Annotated in this window: 17 protein-coding genes, 2 tRNA genes and 1 pseudogene; 15 read left to right on the top strand and 5 right to left on the bottom strand. The window is 69.0% G+C overall.

Annotated features, from left to right (window positions below):
* Window positions 1-123 precede the first annotated feature (123 nt).
* The 4 genes from gyrB to ACPT94_RS13945 all read left to right on the top strand — a co-directional run bounded on the left by gyrB (window position 124) and on the right by ACPT94_RS13945 (window position 5940).
* Window positions 124-2184, top strand: coding sequence for a DNA topoisomerase (ATP-hydrolyzing) subunit B (gene gyrB, locus ACPT94_RS13960; protein WP_360347310.1), 2061 nt, complete (start codon window positions 124-126; stop codon window positions 2182-2184).
* 42 nt (window positions 2185-2226) lie between these two features.
* Window positions 2227-4836, top strand: a complete 2610-nt coding sequence (gyrA, locus tag ACPT94_RS13955; RefSeq protein WP_425245944.1) for a DNA gyrase subunit A — start codon at window positions 2227-2229, stop codon at window positions 4834-4836.
* Window positions 4837-4854: 18 nt separating this feature from the next.
* Window positions 4855-5739, top strand: a complete 885-nt coding sequence (locus ACPT94_RS13950; protein ID WP_425245943.1) for a DUF3566 domain-containing protein — start codon at window positions 4855-4857, stop codon at window positions 5737-5739.
* Between the two features lie 124 nt (window positions 5740-5863).
* Window positions 5864-5940 (top strand) — tRNA-Ile (locus ACPT94_RS13945).
* A gap of 722 nt (window positions 5941-6662) precedes the next feature.
* On the opposite strand, the gene ACPT94_RS13940 is transcribed toward ACPT94_RS13945, so the two are convergent.
* A complete protein-coding gene (locus tag ACPT94_RS13940; RefSeq protein WP_360347304.1) occupies window positions 6663-7034 on the bottom strand; it encodes a DUF6344 domain-containing protein in 372 nt (123 codons plus the stop codon).
* A gap of 349 nt (window positions 7035-7383) precedes the next feature.
* Here ACPT94_RS13940 and ACPT94_RS13935 point away from each other — a divergent pair, with 349 nt between their 5' ends.
* Both ACPT94_RS13935 and ACPT94_RS13930 read left to right on the top strand, forming a co-directional pair.
* Window positions 7384-7512, top strand: a complete 129-nt coding sequence (locus ACPT94_RS13935; RefSeq protein ID WP_003999697.1) for a DLW-39 family protein — start codon at window positions 7384-7386, stop codon at window positions 7510-7512.
* 258 nt (window positions 7513-7770) lie between these two features.
* The gene (locus tag ACPT94_RS13930) at window positions 7771-9036 is read left to right on the top strand and encodes a hypothetical protein (RefSeq protein ID WP_425245942.1); all 1266 of its coding nucleotides are present in this window, start codon (window positions 7771-7773) and stop codon (window positions 9034-9036) included.
* A 3-nt stretch (window positions 9037-9039) separates the two neighbouring features.
* Here ACPT94_RS13930 and ACPT94_RS13925 read toward each other — a convergent pair whose 3' ends face one another.
* Both ACPT94_RS13925 and ACPT94_RS13920 read right to left on the bottom strand, forming a co-directional pair.
* Window positions 9040-10590, bottom strand: a complete 1551-nt coding sequence (locus ACPT94_RS13925) for a protein kinase domain-containing protein (protein WP_360347300.1) — start codon at window positions 10588-10590, stop codon at window positions 9040-9042.
* A gap of 202 nt (window positions 10591-10792) precedes the next feature.
* On the bottom strand, window positions 10793-11341 hold the full coding sequence (locus tag ACPT94_RS13920) for a helix-turn-helix domain-containing protein (protein WP_360347298.1): 549 nt from the start codon (window positions 11339-11341) through the stop codon (window positions 10793-10795).
* A 184-nt stretch (window positions 11342-11525) separates the two neighbouring features.
* Between ACPT94_RS13920 and ACPT94_RS13915 the strand changes: the two genes are divergently transcribed.
* Window positions 11526-11598: transfer RNA gene (locus tag ACPT94_RS13915), tRNA-Ala, on the top strand.
* Window positions 11599-11704: 106 nt separating this feature from the next.
* On the opposite strand, the gene ACPT94_RS13910 is transcribed toward ACPT94_RS13915, so the two are convergent.
* Window positions 11705-12409 (bottom strand): DUF5324 family protein, encoded by a 705-nt coding sequence (locus tag ACPT94_RS13910; protein WP_425245941.1) that lies wholly within the window; start codon window positions 12407-12409, stop codon window positions 11705-11707.
* A gap of 335 nt (window positions 12410-12744) precedes the next feature.
* Here ACPT94_RS13910 and ACPT94_RS13905 point away from each other — a divergent pair, with 335 nt between their 5' ends.
* Window positions 12745-13272: a peptidylprolyl isomerase gene (locus ACPT94_RS13905; RefSeq protein WP_360347294.1), complete on the top strand. Its 528-nt coding sequence runs from the start codon at window positions 12745-12747 to the stop codon at window positions 13270-13272.
* 125 nt (window positions 13273-13397) lie between these two features.
* Window positions 13398-14291, top strand: a complete 894-nt coding sequence (locus ACPT94_RS13900; RefSeq protein WP_360347292.1) for a rhomboid family intramembrane serine protease — start codon at window positions 13398-13400, stop codon at window positions 14289-14291.
* A gap of 256 nt (window positions 14292-14547) precedes the next feature.
* On the opposite strand, the gene crgA is transcribed toward ACPT94_RS13900, so the two are convergent.
* On the bottom strand, window positions 14548-14802 hold the full coding sequence (gene crgA, locus ACPT94_RS13895) for a cell division protein CrgA (protein ID WP_360347290.1): 255 nt from the start codon (window positions 14800-14802) through the stop codon (window positions 14548-14550).
* A 154-nt stretch (window positions 14803-14956) separates the two neighbouring features.
* On the opposite strand from crgA, the gene ACPT94_RS13890 reads away from it, so the two are divergent.
* From ACPT94_RS13890 to ACPT94_RS13865, 6 genes and pseudogenes are all read left to right on the top strand, one after another.
* On the top strand, window positions 14957-15745 hold the full coding sequence (locus ACPT94_RS13890) for a DUF881 domain-containing protein (RefSeq protein WP_360347288.1): 789 nt from the start codon (window positions 14957-14959) through the stop codon (window positions 15743-15745).
* A gap of 30 nt (window positions 15746-15775) precedes the next feature.
* A complete protein-coding gene (locus ACPT94_RS13885) occupies window positions 15776-16468 on the top strand; it encodes a class E sortase (RefSeq protein ID WP_360347286.1) in 693 nt (230 codons plus the stop codon).
* 16 nt (window positions 16469-16484) lie between these two features.
* Complete coding sequence (locus tag ACPT94_RS13880) at window positions 16485-16682, top strand: hypothetical protein (RefSeq protein ID WP_360347284.1); 198 nt, start codon at window positions 16485-16487, stop codon at window positions 16680-16682.
* Window positions 16679-17317 (top strand): aminodeoxychorismate/anthranilate synthase component II, encoded by a 639-nt coding sequence (locus tag ACPT94_RS13875; protein ID WP_360347282.1) that lies wholly within the window; start codon window positions 16679-16681, stop codon window positions 17315-17317. Before ACPT94_RS13880 ends, ACPT94_RS13875 begins: the two co-directional genes overlap by 4 nt.
* Window positions 17314-18325 (top strand): annotated as a pseudogene (locus ACPT94_RS13870) (class E sortase). The gene ACPT94_RS13875 and the pseudogene ACPT94_RS13870 overlap by 4 nt, the downstream one beginning before the upstream one ends.
* A gap of 6 nt (window positions 18326-18331) precedes the next feature.
* Complete coding sequence (locus tag ACPT94_RS13865; protein ID WP_360347278.1) at window positions 18332-19087, top strand: class E sortase; 756 nt, start codon at window positions 18332-18334, stop codon at window positions 19085-19087.
* Window positions 19088-19171 lie beyond the last annotated feature (84 nt).

The following is a 19171-nucleotide window of genomic DNA, read 5'->3' as shown; positions in this document are numbered from 1 at the left end:
AACGTGGGGACCGTCCGGGAAAAGCTGAGCAACGCTGATCAAGGCTTACCAACGCAACATGCCGCAGCCGCTCCGGCAACCCGCCGACGAGCCCGGCTCGTGCTGTGCCAGAAAGGGCGCTTCGTGGCCGATTCCGGCAACCCCAACGAGAACATCCCGTCCACCGACACTGGCGTGAACAGCGAGGCGATCACCTCCAATGGCGAGGTCACCGCCTCGTACGACGCCAGTGCCATCACCGTCCTCGAGGGTCTGGACGCGGTCCGCAAGCGACCCGGTATGTACATCGGCTCCACCGGTGAGCGCGGCCTGCACCACCTCGTGTACGAGGTGGTCGACAACTCCGTCGACGAGGCGCTGGCCGGGCACGCGGACACGATCGAGGTGACGATCCTCGCCGACGGCGGTGTCCGCGTCGTCGACAACGGCCGTGGCATCCCGGTGGGCATCGTCCCGTCCGAGGGCAAGCCGGCCGTCGAGGTCGTGCTGACCGTGCTTCACGCGGGCGGCAAGTTCGGCGGCGGCGGCTACGCGGTCTCCGGTGGTCTGCACGGCGTCGGTGTCTCGGTCGTGAACGCCCTGTCCAGCAAGGTCTCCGTCGAGGTCAGGACCGACGGTCACCGCTGGACGCAGGACTACAAGATGGGCGTCCCGACCGCCCCGCTCGCCCAGCACGAGGCCACGGAGGAGACTGGCACGTCGGTCACCTTCTGGGCCGACGGCGACATCTTCGAGACCACCGAGTACTCCTTCGAGACGCTCTCGCGGCGCTTCCAGGAGATGGCGTTCCTCAACAAGGGTTTGACGATCAAACTCACTGACGAGCGCGAGTCGGCGAAGGCCGTGACGGGTGCCGACGAGGCCGGTGCGGACGAGAAGGACGAGGTCAAGACCGTCACGTACCACTACGAGGGCGGCATCGTCGACTTCGTGAAGTACCTCAACTCCCGCAAGGGAGACGTGGTGCACCCCTCCGTCATCGACCTGGAGGCCGAGGACAAGGACCGGAGCCTGTCCCTCGAGGTCGCGATGCAGTGGAACGGCGGCTACACCGAGGGTGTCTACTCCTTCGCCAACATCATCCACACGCACGAGGGCGGTACGCACGAAGAGGGCTTCCGCGCGGCGCTGACGAACCTGATCAACAAGTACGCGCGCGACAAGAAGCTGCTGCGGGAGAAGGACGACAACCTCACGGGTGACGACATCCGCGAGGGTCTGACCGCGATCATCTCGGTCAAGCTGAGCGAGCCGCAGTTCGAGGGCCAGACGAAGACCAAGCTGGGCAACACGGAGGCGAAGACCTTCGTCCAGAAGGCGGTCTACGAGCACCTCAACGACTGGCTGGACCGCAACCCGGTCGAGGCGGCGGACATCGTCCGCAAGGGCATCCAGGCGGCCACCGCGCGGGTGGCGGCCCGCAAGGCGCGTGACCTGACGCGTCGTAAGGGCCTGCTGGAGTCGGCGTCGCTGCCGGGCAAGCTCTCCGACTGCCAGTCGAACGACCCCACCAAGTGCGAGATCTTCATCGTCGAGGGTGACTCCGCCGGCGGCTCGGCCAAGTCCGGCCGTAACCCGCAGTACCAGGCGATCCTCCCGATCCGCGGCAAGATCCTCAACGTCGAGAAGGCCAGGATCGACAAGATCCTGCAGAACCAGGAGATCCAGGCGCTGATCTCCGCCTTCGGCACCGGCGTGCACGAGGACTTCGACATCGAGAAGCTCCGCTACCACAAGATCATCCTGATGGCGGACGCCGACGTCGACGGCCAGCACATCAGCACCCTGCTGCTGACCTTCCTGTTCCGCTTCATGCGGCCGCTGGTCGAGGCCGGGCACGTGTACCTCTCCCGTCCCCCGCTGTACAAGATCAAGTGGGGCCGGGACGACATCGAGTACGCCTACTCGGACCGCGAGCGCGACGCGCTGATCGAGATGGGCCGGCAGCGCGGCAAGCGCGTCCGCGAGGACTCGATCCAGCGCTTCAAGGGTCTCGGCGAGATGAACGCCGAGGAGCTGCGCGTGACCACGATGGACCAGGAGCACCGGGTCCTCGGCCAGGTCACCCTCGACGACGCCGCCCAGGCCGACGACCTGTTCTCGGTCCTGATGGGCGAGGACGTCGAGGCCCGCCGCGCGTTCATCCAGCGCAACGCCAAGGACGTCCGCTTCCTCGACATCTGAGTCGGTCTCAGCTGACCGCACCAGGAAGGATCTTCACCAGCAATGGCCGACGAGACCCCGAACATTTCCTCTGGCCCAGCCACCCCTGAACAGGGCGGCGAACTCGCGATGCGCGTCGAGCCCGTCGGGCTCGAGACGGAGATGCAGCGTTCTTACCTGGACTACGCGATGTCCGTCATCGTGTCCCGTGCGCTGCCCGACGTCCGTGACGGTCTCAAGCCCGTCCACCGCCGCGTCCTGTACGCCATGTACGACGGCGGGTACCGCCCCGAGCGCGGCTTCTACAAGTGCGCCCGCGTGGTCGGCGACGTCATGGGCAACTACCACCCCCACGGCGACTCCTCGATCTACGACGCGCTGGTGCGCCTCGCGCAGCCGTGGTCGATGCGGATGCCGCTGGTGGACTCCAACGGCAACTTCGGCTCCCCGGGCAACGACCCGGCGGCGGCGATGCGCTACACCGAGTGCAAGCTGGCGCCGCTGTCGATGGAGATGGTCCGTGACATCGACGAGGAGACCGTCGACTTCACGGACAACTACGACGGCCGCTCCCAGGAGCCGACCGTCCTGCCCGCCCGCTTCCCGAACCTGCTGATCAACGGCTCCGCAGGTATCGCGGTCGGCATGGCGACGAACATCCCGCCGCACAACCTGCGCGAGGTCGCGGCCGGCGCCCAGTGGTACCTGGAGAACCCGGAGGCCTCGCACGAGGAGCTGCTGGACGCCCTCATCGAGCGCATCAAGGGCCCGGACTTCCCGACCGGCGCCCTGGTGGTGGGCCGCAAGGGCATCGAGGAGGCGTACCGCACCGGCCGCGGCTCGATCACCATGCGCGCCGTCGTCGAGGTCGAGGAGATCCAGAACCGCCAGTGCCTGGTGGTCACGGAGCTGCCCTACCAGGTCAACCCCGACAACCTCGCGCAGAAGATCGCCGACCTGGTGAAGGACGGCAAGATCGGCGGCATCGCGGACGTCCGTGACGAGACGTCGTCGCGTACGGGCCAGCGCCTGGTCATCGTGCTCAAGAGGGACGCGGTCGCCAAGGTCGTCCTGAACAACCTCTACAAGCACACCGACCTGCAGACGAACTTCGGCGCCAACATGCTGGCGCTGGTCGACGGCGTGCCGCGCACGCTGTCGCTGGACGCGTTCATCCGCCACTGGGTGACGCACCAAATCGAGGTCATCGTCCGCCGTACGCGCTTCCGCCTGCGCAAGGCCGAGGAGCGGGCGCACATCCTGCGCGGTCTGCTGAAGGCCCTGGACGCCATCGACGAGGTCATCGCGCTGATCCGGCGCAGTGAGACCGTCGACGTCGCGCGCACCGGGCTGATGGAGCTCCTGGAGATCGACGAGATCCAGGCCAACGCCATCCTCGAGATGCAGCTGCGCCGTCTGGCCGCACTGGAGCGCCAGAAGATCGTCCAGGAGCACGACGAACTCCAGGCGAAGATCAACGAGTACAACGAGATCCTCGCCTCCCCGGTCCGCCAGCGCGGCATCGTCAGCGAGGAGCTGGCCGCGATCGTCGAGAAGTACGGCGACGACCGCAAGACCAAGCTGGTGCCCTACGACGGTGACATGTCCATCGAGGACCTGATCGCCGAGGAGGACATCGTCGTCACCGTCACACGCGGTGGCTATGTGAAGCGGACGAAGACGGACGACTACCGCGCGCAGAAGCGCGGCGGCAAGGGCGTGCGCGGCACGAAGCTCAAGGAAGACGACATCGTCGACCACTTCTTCGTCTCGACCACGCACCACTGGCTGCTGTTCTTCACCAACAAGGGCCGGGTCTACCGGGCCAAGGCGTACGAGCTGCCCGACGCCGGCCGTGACGCGCGGGGCCAGCACGTGGCGAACCTGCTGGCCTTCCAGCCGGACGAGGCGATCGCCGAGATCCTCGCGATCCGCGACTACGACGCGGCGCCCTACCTGGTGCTGGCCACCAAGGCCGGCTTGGTCAAGAAGACGCCGCTGAAGGATTACGATTCGCCCCGCTCCGGCGGTGTGATCGCGATCAACCTCCGTGAGCGGGAGGACGGTTCCGACGACGAACTGATCGGTGCCGAACTGGTCTCGGCCGACGATGATCTGCTTCTGATCAGCAAGAAGGCGCAGTCGATCAGGTTCACTGCATCGGACGACACTCTGCGCCCCATGGGCCGCGCCACCTCGGGCGTCAAGGGCATGAGTTTCCGCGAGGGCGACGAGCTGCTCTCGATGAATGTTGTTCGACCCGGTACGTTCGTGTTCACTGCCACGGACGGCGGGTACGCGAAGCGAACCGCCGTCGACGAGTACCGCGTTCAGGGTCGCGGCGGCCTCGGCATCAAGGCCGCCAAGATCGTCGAGGATCGGGGCTCGCTCGTCGGCGCGCTGGTGGTCGAGGAGACGGACGAGATCCTCGCCATCACGCTCGGTGGCGGTGTGATTCGTACGCGAGTCAATGAGGTCAGGGAGACGGGCCGTGACACCATGGGCGTCCAACTGATCAACCTGGGCAAGCGCGATGCCGTCGTCGGCATCGCACGTAACGCCGAGGCGGGGCGTGAGGCGGAGGAGGTCGACGGCGACATCGCCGTGGACGAGTCCGCGGAGGACGCCACGACCAGCGGCACGGACGAGGGCGAGGCGCCCTCGGCCGAGTAGCACGAGGAGTGAGTCATCGTGAGCGGAGCCACGGGCGCCGGTTCGGTCGGTACGTCGGCCGGCACCTCTTCCGGCCCTTCTACCGGTCCTACTGCCGGTAAGGAAACGGACGACGGAGACCGTGGCTCCGCCGCGGGGGCGAAGGACGCGCGTGTGACCGACGCGCGGGGGGCGGGCGCCGGCGGGGCCGACGCCCGTGTGACGGACCAGCACACGACCAGGCTGCAGGCGATCAAGGCGCCCGTGAAGGGCGCGAAGGACTCGCCCTCGCCCGACACTCATGGATCCCAGGGGGGAACTGTGACGGACACCCGAGGCCCGCAGACCCAGCACGCGGCTGGAGCGGGCCCGGCCGCTCCGGGCGCCCAGGCGCAGCCGCAGGCCGCCGCGGAGGCGCAGGCCTCCCCGCTGCCCGGGGAGCGCCAGCCGCAGCAGCCCTCCGGGCCCTACCACCCGCCGCAGGCCTACCAGACCCAGGCCGCCCCGGCGGGCGCGGTACGCCGTCCGCGCACCGGCGCCCGCACCACGCCCCGGGTGCGCAAGGCGCGGCTGCGTGTGGCGAAGGCCGACCCGTGGTCGGTGATGAAGGTCAGCTTCCTGCTCTCCATCGCGCTCGGCATCTGCACGATCGTCGCGGCGGCCGTCCTGTGGATGGTGATGGACGCGATGGGCGTCTTCTCGACGGTCGGTGGCACGATCTCGGAGGCGACCGGCTCGAACGAGTCGAACGGCTTCGACCTCCAGTCGTTCCTCTCCCTCCCCCACGTCCTGATGTTCACGTCGATCATCGCGGTCATCGACGTCGTCCTCGCGACGGCTCTCGCGACGCTCGGCGCCTTCATCTACAACCTGTCCGCCGGCTTCGTCGGCGGCATCGAGCTGACGCTGGCCGAGGACGAGTGACATCAGCCTCGGCGGTCGTTCCAAACCTCCGCCGAGGGTCCTCCGGGAACCGATTTTGGGACTGCCCACGTCGTGCGCTAATCTTCAGGAGTCAGCGCGCGGGACACACACCGCAGAGCGCGGCGGGGCTATAGCTCAGTTGGTTAGAGCGCATCCCTGATAAGGATGAGGCCACAGGTTCAAATCCTGTTAGCCCCACCAGCGAGAAGACCCCCGGTCCACCAGGACCGGGGGTCTTTTGACATCGTCGGACACCAACAGCGGTGAACGGCTGTGGTCGGCCCCGTGACGGACGAGGAGCCTCATGGAACTCTCGCCGTCGGCGCTCAACCGCCTCGCGAACAGCAGCCTCGGGGCCGTCCCCGCGGCTGCCGGCCTTGCCTACGCGGCACAGGCCCGTACAGGCGTCGCACGGCTCACGGCTTGTGTCGCCGTGATCGGGTTCGTGGTCCTCGCCGTGCGTGGATACCGACTCGGAGTGACCTGCGAGCATTCGAGGCTGGTGATACGAGGTTTCCTGCGCACTCGGGTGATCGCCCGGGACCGCATCACCGGGATCACGGACCTCCCGGCAGTCAGATGGACGGCTCCCACAGGACGGACGAGATGGACCCCCGTCACAGCCCTCATGGCGAGCTCCGGCGAGATCCCGGACACACGGCTTCACAAGGCAGGCGCCGTCAGGAAGCTGCGACGCTGGGCAGGGTGCCGGCAGTAGGCCACGGGGGGCCCATCCATGGGTCATGGGTCATGTCGGACCACGGCGAGGGCCCGGGGCTCCAGGGGAGCTGCCGGGCCTGCTTCGTATGGGCTGTACGCAAGTCGCCGTTACGTCGTCGTGGTGGTGCGGGACGTCGCAGTGCTGCGGGATGTCGCAGTGCCGCGGGACGTCGTGGTGCTGGGGGGAGAGGAGGAGCGCGGGGTCAGCGCTGGCGGGGGATCGGCGGCGTGGGGTCCGGTGGGGTCGATTCCGGGTCGCAGGGCGCCGGGAGGTGGTCGGCGGGCTCCGCGTCCTTGAGGGAGCGGTGGCGGCAGTTGGGGGACTTTCCGTGGGCCTCGGCGCGGATGCGTTGCTTCATCGTGGGGGGCAGTGACCGGGCGTGGAGCCAGGACCAGGGGGACATCGTCGACACGGTCGGGTGGGCGGTGGTGCCGCTCTTGCCGGTGTTGCGCGTCGGCTCGGTCTGCGCTACCGCCGTCGTGGCGGTCGTCGTGACGAATCCGAGCGCCGTGCACAGCGCGAGGAAGGCGGTGATGATGGCGGTCCACAGCTTCATGACTCGGTTCTCGGCCATGTCCCCTCACTTTCGGAGGCGGGCGATTTGCGTACTTTCCTCATGATGTGTATGGGGGCTCGGAAGTGGTGGACCGACGCTCGTGGCGCGGCTGTGTTCCGATGAGTACCACTCGAATGGGCGCAAACCCGGAGAAAAAATGGAAATGAGGACAGGCCCGGCGTGAATCGCCCTCCGTGGGCGTGTGATCACCCTCCGGCCGGAGGCCGTGATCCGCTCCGGTCACCGTCTCCTGGCGCGCAGTTGAGGGCGAGAGCCGGGGATCGGCGCAGGTCACCGATTGATATCGGTCGGTGTGTATAGTCGGGCGCCAGAGGTCCCCTACGTCAAGGAAAGACGAGGTCGCGCGGTGAAGAAGCTTCTCCTGGTCGCACTGGCCGCCATCGGCGGGCTCCTCGTGTACCGCCAGATCCAGGCGGATCGCGCCGAGCAGGATCTGTGGACGGAGGCGACTGACTCCGTGCCCACGGGTTCGTGAGTACCGACACCGGAAACTGAGCAGACCCCGGCCGCCTCCGCGGTCGGGGTTTTGTGTTGCGGGGAACGCCGGCCCGGGATAGAGGCGGGCGTTTCGGACGCTCGTACGGAATGCGCGGGTGGTGCGCGGGCCGGCGGGGCAGGATGGCCCACGGTCGGATCCGGGCAGGATCGGGTGCCGAGGGCGAGGGGGCGTGTGGTGGGCCGGCGTGCGAGGTGGACGGCCGCCGTGCGGAGTGCCGTACGGCGAGTGACGGTCGTGGCCGCTGTGATCTGTGCGGCACCGGCGGTCCTGCCGGGGGCCGTCGCCGTGGCGGCGGACGTGCCCTCCTACGGCTTCGACGCCGACGCCCGGAGCGTCACCGCCGCGCCGGGCACCCAGGACGCCGTACGCCTGGAACCCGGCACGACCTACCGCAGTTCCTTCACGAGCCGTGGGAAGACCTACTACCGCCTCGAACTCGACGGCGCCTCGAACACGTACGTCTCCGTGACGGCCGTCCCCCGCGCCGACGCCACACTCACGAGCGGCGACGGGATCAAGATCTCCGTGCAGGACGCCGACGGCACCGGCTGCTCCCAGGACTCCGTGACCGTCGGGGCCTCCCGGAGCCCGCGCCCGCTCACGGCCTGGGCGGCACGTGAGATCCGGCCCGGCAAGAAGCTGTGCCAGGGGCCCGGTACGTACTACGTCGTCGTCGACCGCGCCGGCACGGGCGGCGACGAGTCCGACCAGCCCTGGGAGCTCGAGCTCACGCCCGTCACCGAGCCGCCCCTGGAGAAGGCCGGCGCCACGAGCGTGCCCGAGACATGGAACTCCGCCACCCCCGCGCCGCCCGTGGCCGAGCCCGTACGCCGCCCGGGAGGCGCGGGCTTCGCCCGGGCGACCCCGTTGGCCCAGGGCGTCTGGCGCGACGACATCGCTCCCGGGCAGACCCTCTTCTACAAGGTGCCCGTCGGCTGGGGGCAGCAGCTGTACGCCACCGTCGACCTGGACAGCGCCGAGCAGGACACCGGCTTCGTGGTCCCCGCGCTCGACCTGACCCTCTACAACCCCGTGCGCGCCGAGGTCGACGAAACGAGCATCGGCTACGGCGGCCGGCAGACGTCGACCGCGCTGCCCCCGCTGCCGCCGGTCCGGTACGCCAACCGGTACGCCCTCACCAACCCGACGAAGAGCCTGCGGTTCGCCGGCTCCCACTACCTCGTCGTGCATCTCGCGGCGAAGGTCGCCGACCGCTTCGGCGACGGCCCCTACGGTCTGAAGCTGCGCGTCGGGATCGGCGGAGCGGCCCACTCCGGGCCGGGGTACGCGGCGCAGTCGGCTCCGCGCGGCGTCTTCGAGGCCGACACGGAAAGCGCGCAAGGCACGCAGGGCACGACGGCCGCGGCAGCCGGCGGCACGTCCGGTGGCGAGGGCGGCGGCACCGCCATGAAGGCCGTCGCCGTGGGCGGCCTCGGCACCGGCACGGCGCTGCTGATGGTGCTCGGCGTGTGGACGGTCATGGCCCGGCGCCGGGCCTGACGCTCAGATCCGCGCCCACGCCCAGAAGCCCACGGCGTAGCAGGCCAGCGCGAGCAGCAGGAGCGGAAGCGCGACCTTGGCCGGCGGGCCGGGGCGGCGGGCAGAGCGGGCGCGGCGGTGACCCCTACGGGCTTGTTCCGGCTTTGCGGGGGCTGAGTGCGGGTCCTGAGCAGTGTACGAAGCGGTGGACGTGTCGACACGGGGCTCGGGGGAGCGCAGCGCGTAGGTGGGCTCGTACGGGGAGACGGCCGGGACCGGGGCGGGGTGCTGCGGATGGGGAGGAGAAGGGGGAGCGTGGGTGGGGGCAGGAGGCATGGGGGACTGCGGGGGCGCGGTCGCCGAGGGGAAGGAGCCTGTGGCCTGCGGAGGCGGCAGGTGGAAGCTGCCGGTGTCCGACATGGAGGGGACGGGAGTGGCATCGGGGGCGGCTGGTCGAGGCGCCTGGCGTGCGGGCCGACGTGGATCCGGGGTGGGGGTCACGGCGCCTGGCGCCGGAGGGCTGCTCTTCCCCGAGGCGTACGCCGCCACGGAGCCCGTGCCGGCCGCCCCTGACGCCACGGACCCTGTGCCGGGCCAGGCCGAAAGGGAATCCGTGCCCGAGCCGGCGCCCGGCTCCTGCTCCGGGGCCGTTCGCCCGGAGGCCGGCGGTCTCACCGAGATGCCCGAGGCGGGCTTCAGCGGGCCCTCGGGGCCGAATCCCTCGGGCAGCGGACCGAGTTGGTCGAAGATCTCGATCTGCTCGTCGTCCAGGCCGGGCTCGGGCAGGAGTTCGACGGCCGCCGCCAGCGCCTTGCGCGCCCCCGTGGCCGTACGGAAGCGCGCCTGGGGATCCGGTTGCAGCAGCGTGGCCACGACCTGCCACAGCGGCTCGGGAATGCCCTGGGGAGCGCCCGGAGTTCCGTGTTCCGCGAAGTACTGGACGAGCGCCTTGGTGTCCGGCTTGGCGCCCTCCAGGAGGTACAGCGCGACCAGTCCGACGGCGAACAGGTCGGCGGGGAAGTCGGGTTCGGAGCCCAGCATCTGCTCGGGGGCGAGGTAACCGGGCGTGCCCACCACGAGGTTGGTCTCGGTCAGGCGCGGTTCGCCGAACCGCATCGCGATGCCGAAGTCGGACAGCCGCAGCCGCGGCCGGGCCGTGCCGGTGGCCTCCAGCAGTACGTTGGCGGGCTTGATGTCGCGGTGCACGACGCCTTCCGCGTGGACCGCGGCGAGCCCGGACAGGAGTTGGTCGAGGAGCGTGCAGACGAACGCGGGGGGCAGGGGGCCGTAGTCGCCGACGAGGTGGACCAGGGAACCGCCGGCGACCAGGTCCATCGTGAAGAGGACCTTGTCGTCGTCGGCGGCCCAGCTGGCGGGGGCGAGCACATGTGGATGGTCGATGCGCAGCGCCTGTTCGCGGACGAAGCGCAGCAGCGAGTGGGCGTCGCGCTGCTGGAGCACCTTGGCGGCCACATAGCGGCGGCGCCGGTGGTCCCATGCACGCCAGACGGCGCCGACCCCTCCACGGCCGATCGGGTCCGCGAGTTCGTACCGTCCGCCGAAGACCTCACCCATGGCAGTGCGTCGCTCCTCCCCCTGCGGTTTCCCCCTACTACCCCCTCGCTACCCCCGTGATGAGCGATACGACCCCCGTGATCCCTCGCGATCCCCCGCGCGTGCTCGTCCCGCGGCGAAGAGCCACCCCATGCTCTTCGCGGCCCCCTCTGCCTGCCGTCGGCCCGGTCGCCGAACCCCCTTCGATGACCGGGCGCCGGGCTCAGCTCTGGTGGGACTGGTAGTGCGCGACCGCGTCGGAGGTGCGGCCGGCGCCGTACACCCGGAGGAACTCTGCCAGTTCCGGGTGGGTCGGGGCGAGACTGTCGGCGGCCTCGATGATGTCGCCCGCGGCGGCCACGGAGCGCAGCAGCGACTGGATCTCGCGGACCACGCGCTTGACCGTGGGCGCCCCCGAACCGCTCGTCGTCTGCGTGGTGTTGCTGAGCACCGATCCCCCCTGCGACCTCTTGATCTCGTCCATGCGCTCGGTCGCCTCGCCGGCGCTGACGCTGCCGTTCGCGACCTGGGCCGCCAGCTCCTGGAGCAGCTGTACACGCTGCACCACGGCCGGGTTGCCGATCTTCGCCCGTTGACCACTCATCAGCTGCGACAGCATCGGCGCCGACAGCCCCAGTACCCCCGCGAGACGAGCCTGGTTGAGACCAAGATCGTCGATGAGCTTACGGAAGAGCGCCCCCAGCGGCTCCCCGTACCAGTTCCGCTGCAGTTCCCGCGCTCTCGCGGTGGCTTCCTGCTGTGCGGCGTCCATGTGCGTCTCCCCATCGCTTCCCCAGAAAACCGCGGTTCGCTGTAGCGAACCACGCCGAGCATCTTACGGAGAGTGGTCATCCGCGGGGACCCCCAATCTTTTTGCGAGATACGGGGGGTGACCCGGTACTCTGGTCTGCGGCGCCCGCCGGTACAAGGCTTGTCCGGCCGGACGCTTCCTTTGAGGGGCCTTAGCTCAGTTGGTAGAGCGCTGTCTTTGCATGGCAGATGTCAGGGGTTCGACTCCCCTAGGCTCCACAGCAACGGAAACACCCCTCCGACCTCGGAAAACGAGATCGGAGGGGTGTTTCACGTGAAACGGTCTTCAGCGCGTGAGCGCCTCGGTCAAGGCCTCGGCCAGGCCTCAGCTGCGGTCCTCGCGGTTCGCGGCTTCCTCCTCGGCCTCCTTCGCCTGTACCTCGGGGTCCAGGGCGGTCGTCTGGTTGGTGGCGTCCACCGAGGTCAGACCGCCTCCGGCGGGGACCTCCGTGGCGGCGGGCGGCTCGACCAGCCAGTCCGGGTTGGCCTGCTTGTCCCACCACTTCCAGGCCGCGAAAGCGCCCACGGCGACGACGCTCAGCACGGTGAGGGCCTTGGCGAGCTTGCCCGCCCTGGCCCGGCGCCGGTGCTTGCGCGCCAGTTTCTGGATCTCCTTCGGCGTCACCTGACCGCGCAGCGCGGCCAGCGCGGCGACACCCCGGGCAGCGGCCTCGTCCTTCACGGGCCCGGCCACGGCCTTCGCCTGTTCGATCCTGGGCCGGGAATAGTCGGCGGCCTGCCGAGCGGCATGCCGCGTCCGGACGGCCGCCTCATGCGCGGCATGGTCGACCTTCGGCGGCACGTGCGCCCGTGCCTGCTCCAGGCGGGGGGCGACATGGGCGCCGTACTGGACGCGGGCCTGTCCTGCCGCCTGCGACACCTTGGGCGCGAGCCGTACGCGGGCCTCATGCGCATAGAGCGCGGCCTTCTCCTTGGCCGTGTCGGCGTAGGGCGCCACCACTTCCGCGGCGTGCAGCACGCTGTCCTTCGCCGAGCCGGTCGCGGCGCGCACGCTGTCGATGCGGGTCACGGGTTCCTCCTCCTCGGTGGCGTACGGTATTTCGACTTTCCACCCTTTTACGGATCATGCCTGCCGACGGCTGCCTGGGCATGCTCGGACGGGCATACGGGTGCCGAACGTCCCGAGTCGTAGTGATCGGATACAAGAGAGGGTGAATACGGGGCAACGTGTGCTTGTCGTCGACAATGCCACGGATCGGCTCCGCTCGCTCCCGTCCTGGACGAGTCGGGCGCTTTTCCGTACGCGAAGTGGGCGGATACGGCGTCCGCAGCGGTCGCCGGGCGACGTTTGGGCCCCGGCGTGCGAGGATCAGGGGGTCACAGGAAGACAACGGAAGGCAGATCGTGGCCGAGCAGCTTTACGCCACCCTGAAGACCAACCACGGCGACATCGAGGTCCGGCTCTTCCCGGACCACGCCCCCAAGACGGTCGAGAACTTCGTCGGCCTCGCCACCGGCGGGCGCGAGTGGACCCACCCCGCCACCGGCGAGCGATCCACGGCCAGGCTCTACGACGGCACGGTCTTCCACCGGGTGATCAGCGGATTCATGATCCAGGGCGGTGACCCGCTGGGCAACGGCACCGGCGGTCCCGGCTACCAGTTCGAGGACGAGTTCCACCCGGACCTGCGCTTCGACAAGCCCTACCTGCTGGCCATGGCCAACGCGGGTCCGGGCACCAACGGCTCGCAGTTCTTCATCACCGTCGCCCCGACGGCCTGGCTGAACCGCAAGCACACGATCTTCGGTGAGGTCACGGACGCGGCCAGCCAGAAGGTCATCGACACCATCGCGGGCACCCAGACCAACCCGCGCACGGACCGTCCGGTCAACGACGTCGTCATCGAGTCGGTCGTCGTCGAGAAGCGCTAGCCGTCCCGGCAGGCTCTGCAGGGCCGACAGCTCGACGGACGGTTCCCTCCGGGAACCAATTGCCCCGCTCGTCCGTATGGACGAGCGGGGCAAAGCCCTGCGACACGACGACGTTGGGGGACCTCATGGATCAGGCGCCAGGCAGTCGGCAGGACGACGCCCACAGCGGCCTGCCCGCCTGCTACCGCCACGGCGACCGTGAGACCGGCGTGCGCTGTAGCCGCTGCGAGCGGCCGATCTGCCCCGAGTGCATGATCAGCGCGTCGGTCGGTTTCCAGTGCCCGGAGTGCGTCCGGGGCGGCTCGGGCACGGGGCACGCGCCGTCGGCGTCCCGGCCGCGCACGCTCGCGGGCGGCACCATGACGGCCGACCCCCGGCTCGTGACCAAGATCCTGATCGGCCTCTGCCTGGCCGCCTTCCTGGTCCAGCTCTCCGTCGGCGACAGCTTCACCGACCGGTTCGAACTGATCGGCAGGGCGCAGTTCTCAGCCTTCGGTCCACTCGAGGGCGTCGCGGAGGGCCAGTGGGACCGGCTGCTGACCTCGATGTTCCTGCACGCCAGCTACATCCACATCTTGTTCAACATGATGAGCCTGTGGTGGCTCGGCGGCCCTCTCGAACAGGCCCTCGGCCGCGTCCGCTACCTCGCGCTCTACTTCGTCTCCGGCCTCGCGGGCAGCGCGCTGACCTACCTTCTCGCCGCGCCCAACCAGCCCTCTCTGGGCGCCTCCGGCGCCATCTTCGGCCTCTTCGGCGCCACCGCCGTCCTGATGCGCCGCATGCGCTACGACATGCGCCCGATCATCGCCCTGCTGGTGATCAACCTGATCTTCACCTTCGGGTGGAGCAACATCGCCTGGCAGGCCCACATCGGCGGTCTCGTCGCCGGCGTCGTCATCGGCTACGGCATGGTCCACGCCCCGCGTGAGCGGCGCGCGCTGGTGCAGTTCGGTACCTGTGCCCTGGTGCTCGTCGCGGCCGTCGTGCTGACCCTCCTGAGGACGGGCCAGCTCACCTGAGCACCCCTGTTTCCACAGTGTGGCGGATCTTGTGCACAGCGTGCGGGAACAGCTGTGCCCCCTGTCATCGACCCGGCGTTTGACCAGGTCAGACAGGGGGCGAACAGGTTTGCGGCGACCGGTGTGGCAGTCGTATCGGTGTCAACCCTCGACGGGTTATCCACAGATCGTCTTTCTTTTCCCCAGGCGAGATGTGGAAATCCGCCGAGGCTGTGGATAACTCAGTGGATACCCCTGGGCAGAGGTGATCCGGGGGCTACTTCCACTGGGTGGAGACGCCGAATCCGGCGGCGATGAAACCGAAGCCGACGACGATGTTCCAGTTGCCGAGCGCGTCGAGGGGCAGGGATCCGTCGGTCACGTAGAACACGACGATCCAGGCGAGCCCGATGAGGAACATGGCCAGCATCACCGGCGCGACCCAGGCACGGTTGTTCAGCCTGATCGCGGTCGCCTGCTTCGCCGGCGGAGGCGTGTAGTCGGCCTTCTTGCGGATACGTGACTTCGGCACGAGGGTCTCTCCTGTCGATGCGCTGCGTGGCCGCGCAGGGTACTGGGTCGGGCTCGGAGCAGTGGGCCAAGGGGACGAATCGGGGGACACTCAGCGCTCCCCCGGGCGTCCGTTAGCGTAGTGCTTCTACGGCGCCGAAGGAGATAAGGGTACGTTGAGCAATTCTGCCGACTCCCCCGGGACGGGTTCAACGGGTTCCGATCCCGCCCGCCGACCCCGTTTCCGGCCGGTGCGGGTGCTCACCGCGGGTGTCTTCGCCCTCGCGGGTCTCATTTTCTTCACGAGTTTCAACACGGCCAAGGGCACCAATATCCGCACCGACACGTCCTTGTTGAAGCTTTCCGACCTGATTCAGGAACGCAGTCACAAGAACGGCGAACTGGACGAGTCCAACGCGGCCCTGCGCGACGACGTCGAGTCACTGGCCGAGTCCGACGACGGCAGCACACAGGCCGAGGACGAGAAGCTCGCCCAGCTGGAGAACAAGGCGGGCACCCAGGCGGTCAAGGGCAAGGCCATCACGGTCACGCTCAACGACGCGCCGCCGAACGCCACCGCCAAGCTCCCCGGCTATCCCGAGCCGCAGCCCGACTATCTGGTCATCCACCAGCAGGACCTCCAGGCCGTGGTGAACGCCCTCTGGCAGGGCGGCGCCCAGGGCATCAAGGTCATGGACCAGCGGCTGATCTCCACCAGCGCCGTGCGCTGCGTGGGCAACACCCTGATCCTCCAGGGCCGCGTCTACTCCCCGCCGTACAAGATCCAGGCGGTCGGGGACCCGGAGAAGCTGCAGCGGGCGCTCGCGGACTCCCCCGCGATCCAGAACTACATGGTGTACGTCAACGTCTACGGGCTCGGCTGGAAAGTCACCGAGAACGGGACGGTGACTCTTCCCGGCTACTCGGGCACAGTGGACCTGCACTACGCGAAGCCAGTGGAGTAGCCGCACGTAGCCGCCTTACGGGAGCCGCCGGTGCGCGTGATCGTCCGGACCGTCAGCGAGCTGTGCATCACCGTCGGCACCCTGATCGTGCTCTTCGTCGTCTACGTGCTGTTCTGGACGGGCGTGAAGGCCGACCATGTGATGGACGACCAGATCGACCGCCTCCAGCACCAGTGGGCGCAGCAGCCCCCGCCCGCGCCCGGCGCCTCGCCGGCCCGCGCCTCGTCGAGCCCCGCGCCGCCGGCGCCGTACCGGCAGGGCAAGCCCTTCGCGATCATGTACATCCCGCGGCTCGGTTTCACGTGGAACAAGCCGGTGCTCGAAGGGACGGCCACCGACACCCTGAAGAAGGGCCTGGGCCACTACGCGGGCACCGCACGGCTCGGGCAGAGGGGGAACTTCTCCGTCGCCGGGCATCGGCGCACCTACGGCGACCCCTTCAAGGACTTCCCGAGGCTGCGGCGCGGGGACGCGGTGGTGCTGACGGACGGGACGACCTGGTTCACGTACCGGATCGACCAAGGGCCGTACAAAACCGTGCCCACGGACGTCGAGGTGATCGACCCTGTGCCACGTAAGTCGGGGTATACGCGTCCCGGACGCTATCTGACGCTGACGACGTGCGATCCCGAGTGGGGGCACAGTCACCGGCTGATCGTCTGGGCGCACCTGGACTCCACACAGCCCGTGGAGGCAGGCAAACCTGAGGCTCTACGCCGTTAGTCTGGTGCGGTACGGCGTGAGTCTGGTGCCGTGGTGCGACGGAAGGGACGGCATGTACGGCTGGATCTGGCGGCATCTGCCGGGAAACGCCTTGGTGAAGGCGCTGATCTCGATCGTGCTGATTCTGGCCGTCGTATATGTCCTGTTCCAGTACGTCTTTCCGTGGGCCGAACCGCTGCTTCCCTTCAACGATGTGACGGTGGACAACCAGTGAGCGCGCGCATTCTCGTCGTCGACAACTACGACAGCTTCGTCTTCAACCTGGTCCAGTACCTGTACCAGCTGGGCGCCGAGTGCGAGGTCCTGCGCAACGACGAGGTCTCCACGGCCCACGCTCAGGACGGCTTCGACGGCGTCCTGCTCTCCCCGGGCCCCGGTACCCCGGAGGAGGCCGGCGTCTGCGTCGACATGGTCCGCCACTGCGCCACGACCGGTGTCCCCGTGTTCGGCGTCTGCCTGGGCATGCAGTCGATGCAGGTGGCGTACGGCGGTGTGGTGGACCGGGCGCCGGAACTGCTGCACGGCAAGACGTCGCTGGTGGAGCACGAGGGCAAGGGCGTTTTCGCCGGGCTGCCCTCGCCCTTCACGGCGACCCGCTACCACTCCCTGGCGGCGGAACCGGCGACCGTCCCGGCCGAGCTGGAGATCACCGCCCGCACGCACGACGGGATCATCATGGGCCTGCGCCACCGGGAACTGCGCGTCGAGGGCGTGCAGTTCCACCCGGAGTCGGTGCTGACCGAGCACGGGCACCGGATGCTGGCCAACTGGCTGGTGGAGTGCGGCGACCAGGGTGCGGTGGCGAGGTCGGCGGGGCTCGCCCCGGTGGTGGGCAGGGCCACGGCGTGACCGCGCTGCGCCCCGAGCGCGAGGACTTGTACGGCGGCACGCCGTACGAGCCTCCCATCGACGAGGAGACGGTGGCGCTGCGGATACCGCCGCCGCCGGAGTCCGTGTTCGGCGGCGAGCCCCTGACCGCTTCTGAGGCCCCGGCAGCCTCATCGGCCACTGGAACCACGCCGGGCGGCCGGGCGGCCCGCAGAAAGGCCGCCAAGCGTCGCCACGGGCGTCATGGCGGCCCGCCCGAGGCGACGCGGCAGCCGGAAGGTCAGGACGGGGAGGACGGGCAGGAGGCGCGGCCCCTCTCCCGCGTGGAGGCTCGCCGTCAGGCACGCGCGCGCAAGCCGAGCGCGGCCGTGGTCGCCAGCCGGGCCGTCGGCGAGGTGTTCATCACCACGGGCGTGCTGATGCTGCTGTTCGTCACCTACCAGCTGTGGTGGACGAACGTCCGGGCGCACGCACAGGCGGACAAGGAGGCCAGCAGCCTCCAGGACGACTGGGCGAACGGCAAGCGCAACCCGGGCGCCTTCTCACCCGGGCAGGGCTTCGCCATCCTGCACATCCCCAAGCTGGACGTGGTGGTGCCGATCGCCGAGGGCATCAGCAACAAGAAGGTGCTCGACAAGGGCATGGTCGGGCACTACGGCGAGGATCCGCTCAGGACGGCCATGCCCGACGCGAAGACCGGCAACTTCGGGCTCGCGGGCCACCGCAACACGCACGGCGAACCAGTTCCGGTACATCAACCGCCTGCAGCCGGGCGACGCGATCGTCGTCGAGACGCAGGACGAGTACTTCGTCTACAAGATGGCCTCGATGCTGCCGGTGACCTCGCCGAGCAACGTGAGCGTCCTCGACCCCGTGCCGAAGGACTCCGGATTCACCGGGCCCGGCCGGTACATCACCCTCACGACGTGCACACCGGAGTTCACCAGCAAGTACCGGTTGATCGTCTGGGGCAAGATGGTCGAGGAACGGCCGCGCAGCAAGGGCAAGCCGGATGCGCTCGTCGAGTAGGGGCAGATGAACGTGGCAGCGACCACCGACGACACTGAGCACGCAGAGCACACCGACGCGCCCGCGGCCCCGCCGCCCCGGCGCCGGGGCGGCCGGATCGCCCAGGCCGTCAGCGTCTTCGGCGAACTCCTCATCACGGCCGGGCTGGTGCTCGGCCTGTTCGTCGTCTACTCCCTGTGGTGGACCAACGTCGTCGCCGACCGCAAGGCGGACCAGCAGGGTGACAAGGTCCGCGACACCTGGGCCCAGGAGGACACCGGCCCCGGAGCGCTCGACACCAAGAACGGCATCGGCTTCCTGCACGTGCCCGCCATGAGAAACGGTGAGGTCCTGGTCGAGAAGGGCACCTCGTCGAAGGTCCTCAACGACGGCGTCGCCGGCTACTACACCGACCCCGTCCAGGCCACGCTGCCCATGACCGGCAAGGACGGCAACTTCTCCCTGGCCGCCCACCGCGACGGCCACGGCGCGAAGTTCCACAACATCGACAAACTGAAGAAGGGCGACCCGATCGTCTTCGAGACGCGGGACAACTGGTACATCTACACGGTGTACGCCGTCCTCCCCGAGACCTCGAAGTACAACGTCGAGGTCCTCGGCGCAGTCCCCGAGGAGTCCGGCAGGAAGAAGGCCGGCAAGTACATCACCCTGACCACGTGCACGCCCGTCTACACGAGCCGCTACCGCTACGTGGTGTGGGGCGAGCTCGAGCGGGTGGAGAAGGTGGACGCGGACCGGACGCCGCCGAAGGAACTCGGCTGAACAAGCCACCAAGACGTGGGGCCCTGCCGGTCGAAAACGCCGCTCCCCACAAAGTAGGTGGGGGGGTGGGCGACGCCCCGACCC

Source organism: Streptomyces aurantiaciflavus (genome assembly GCF_049808595.1).
Taxonomy (GTDB): Bacteria; Actinomycetota; Actinomycetes; order Streptomycetales; family Streptomycetaceae; genus Streptomyces.
Note: the sequence above shows the minus strand (reverse complement) of the source record. Positions and strands in the feature narration are given on the sequence as shown.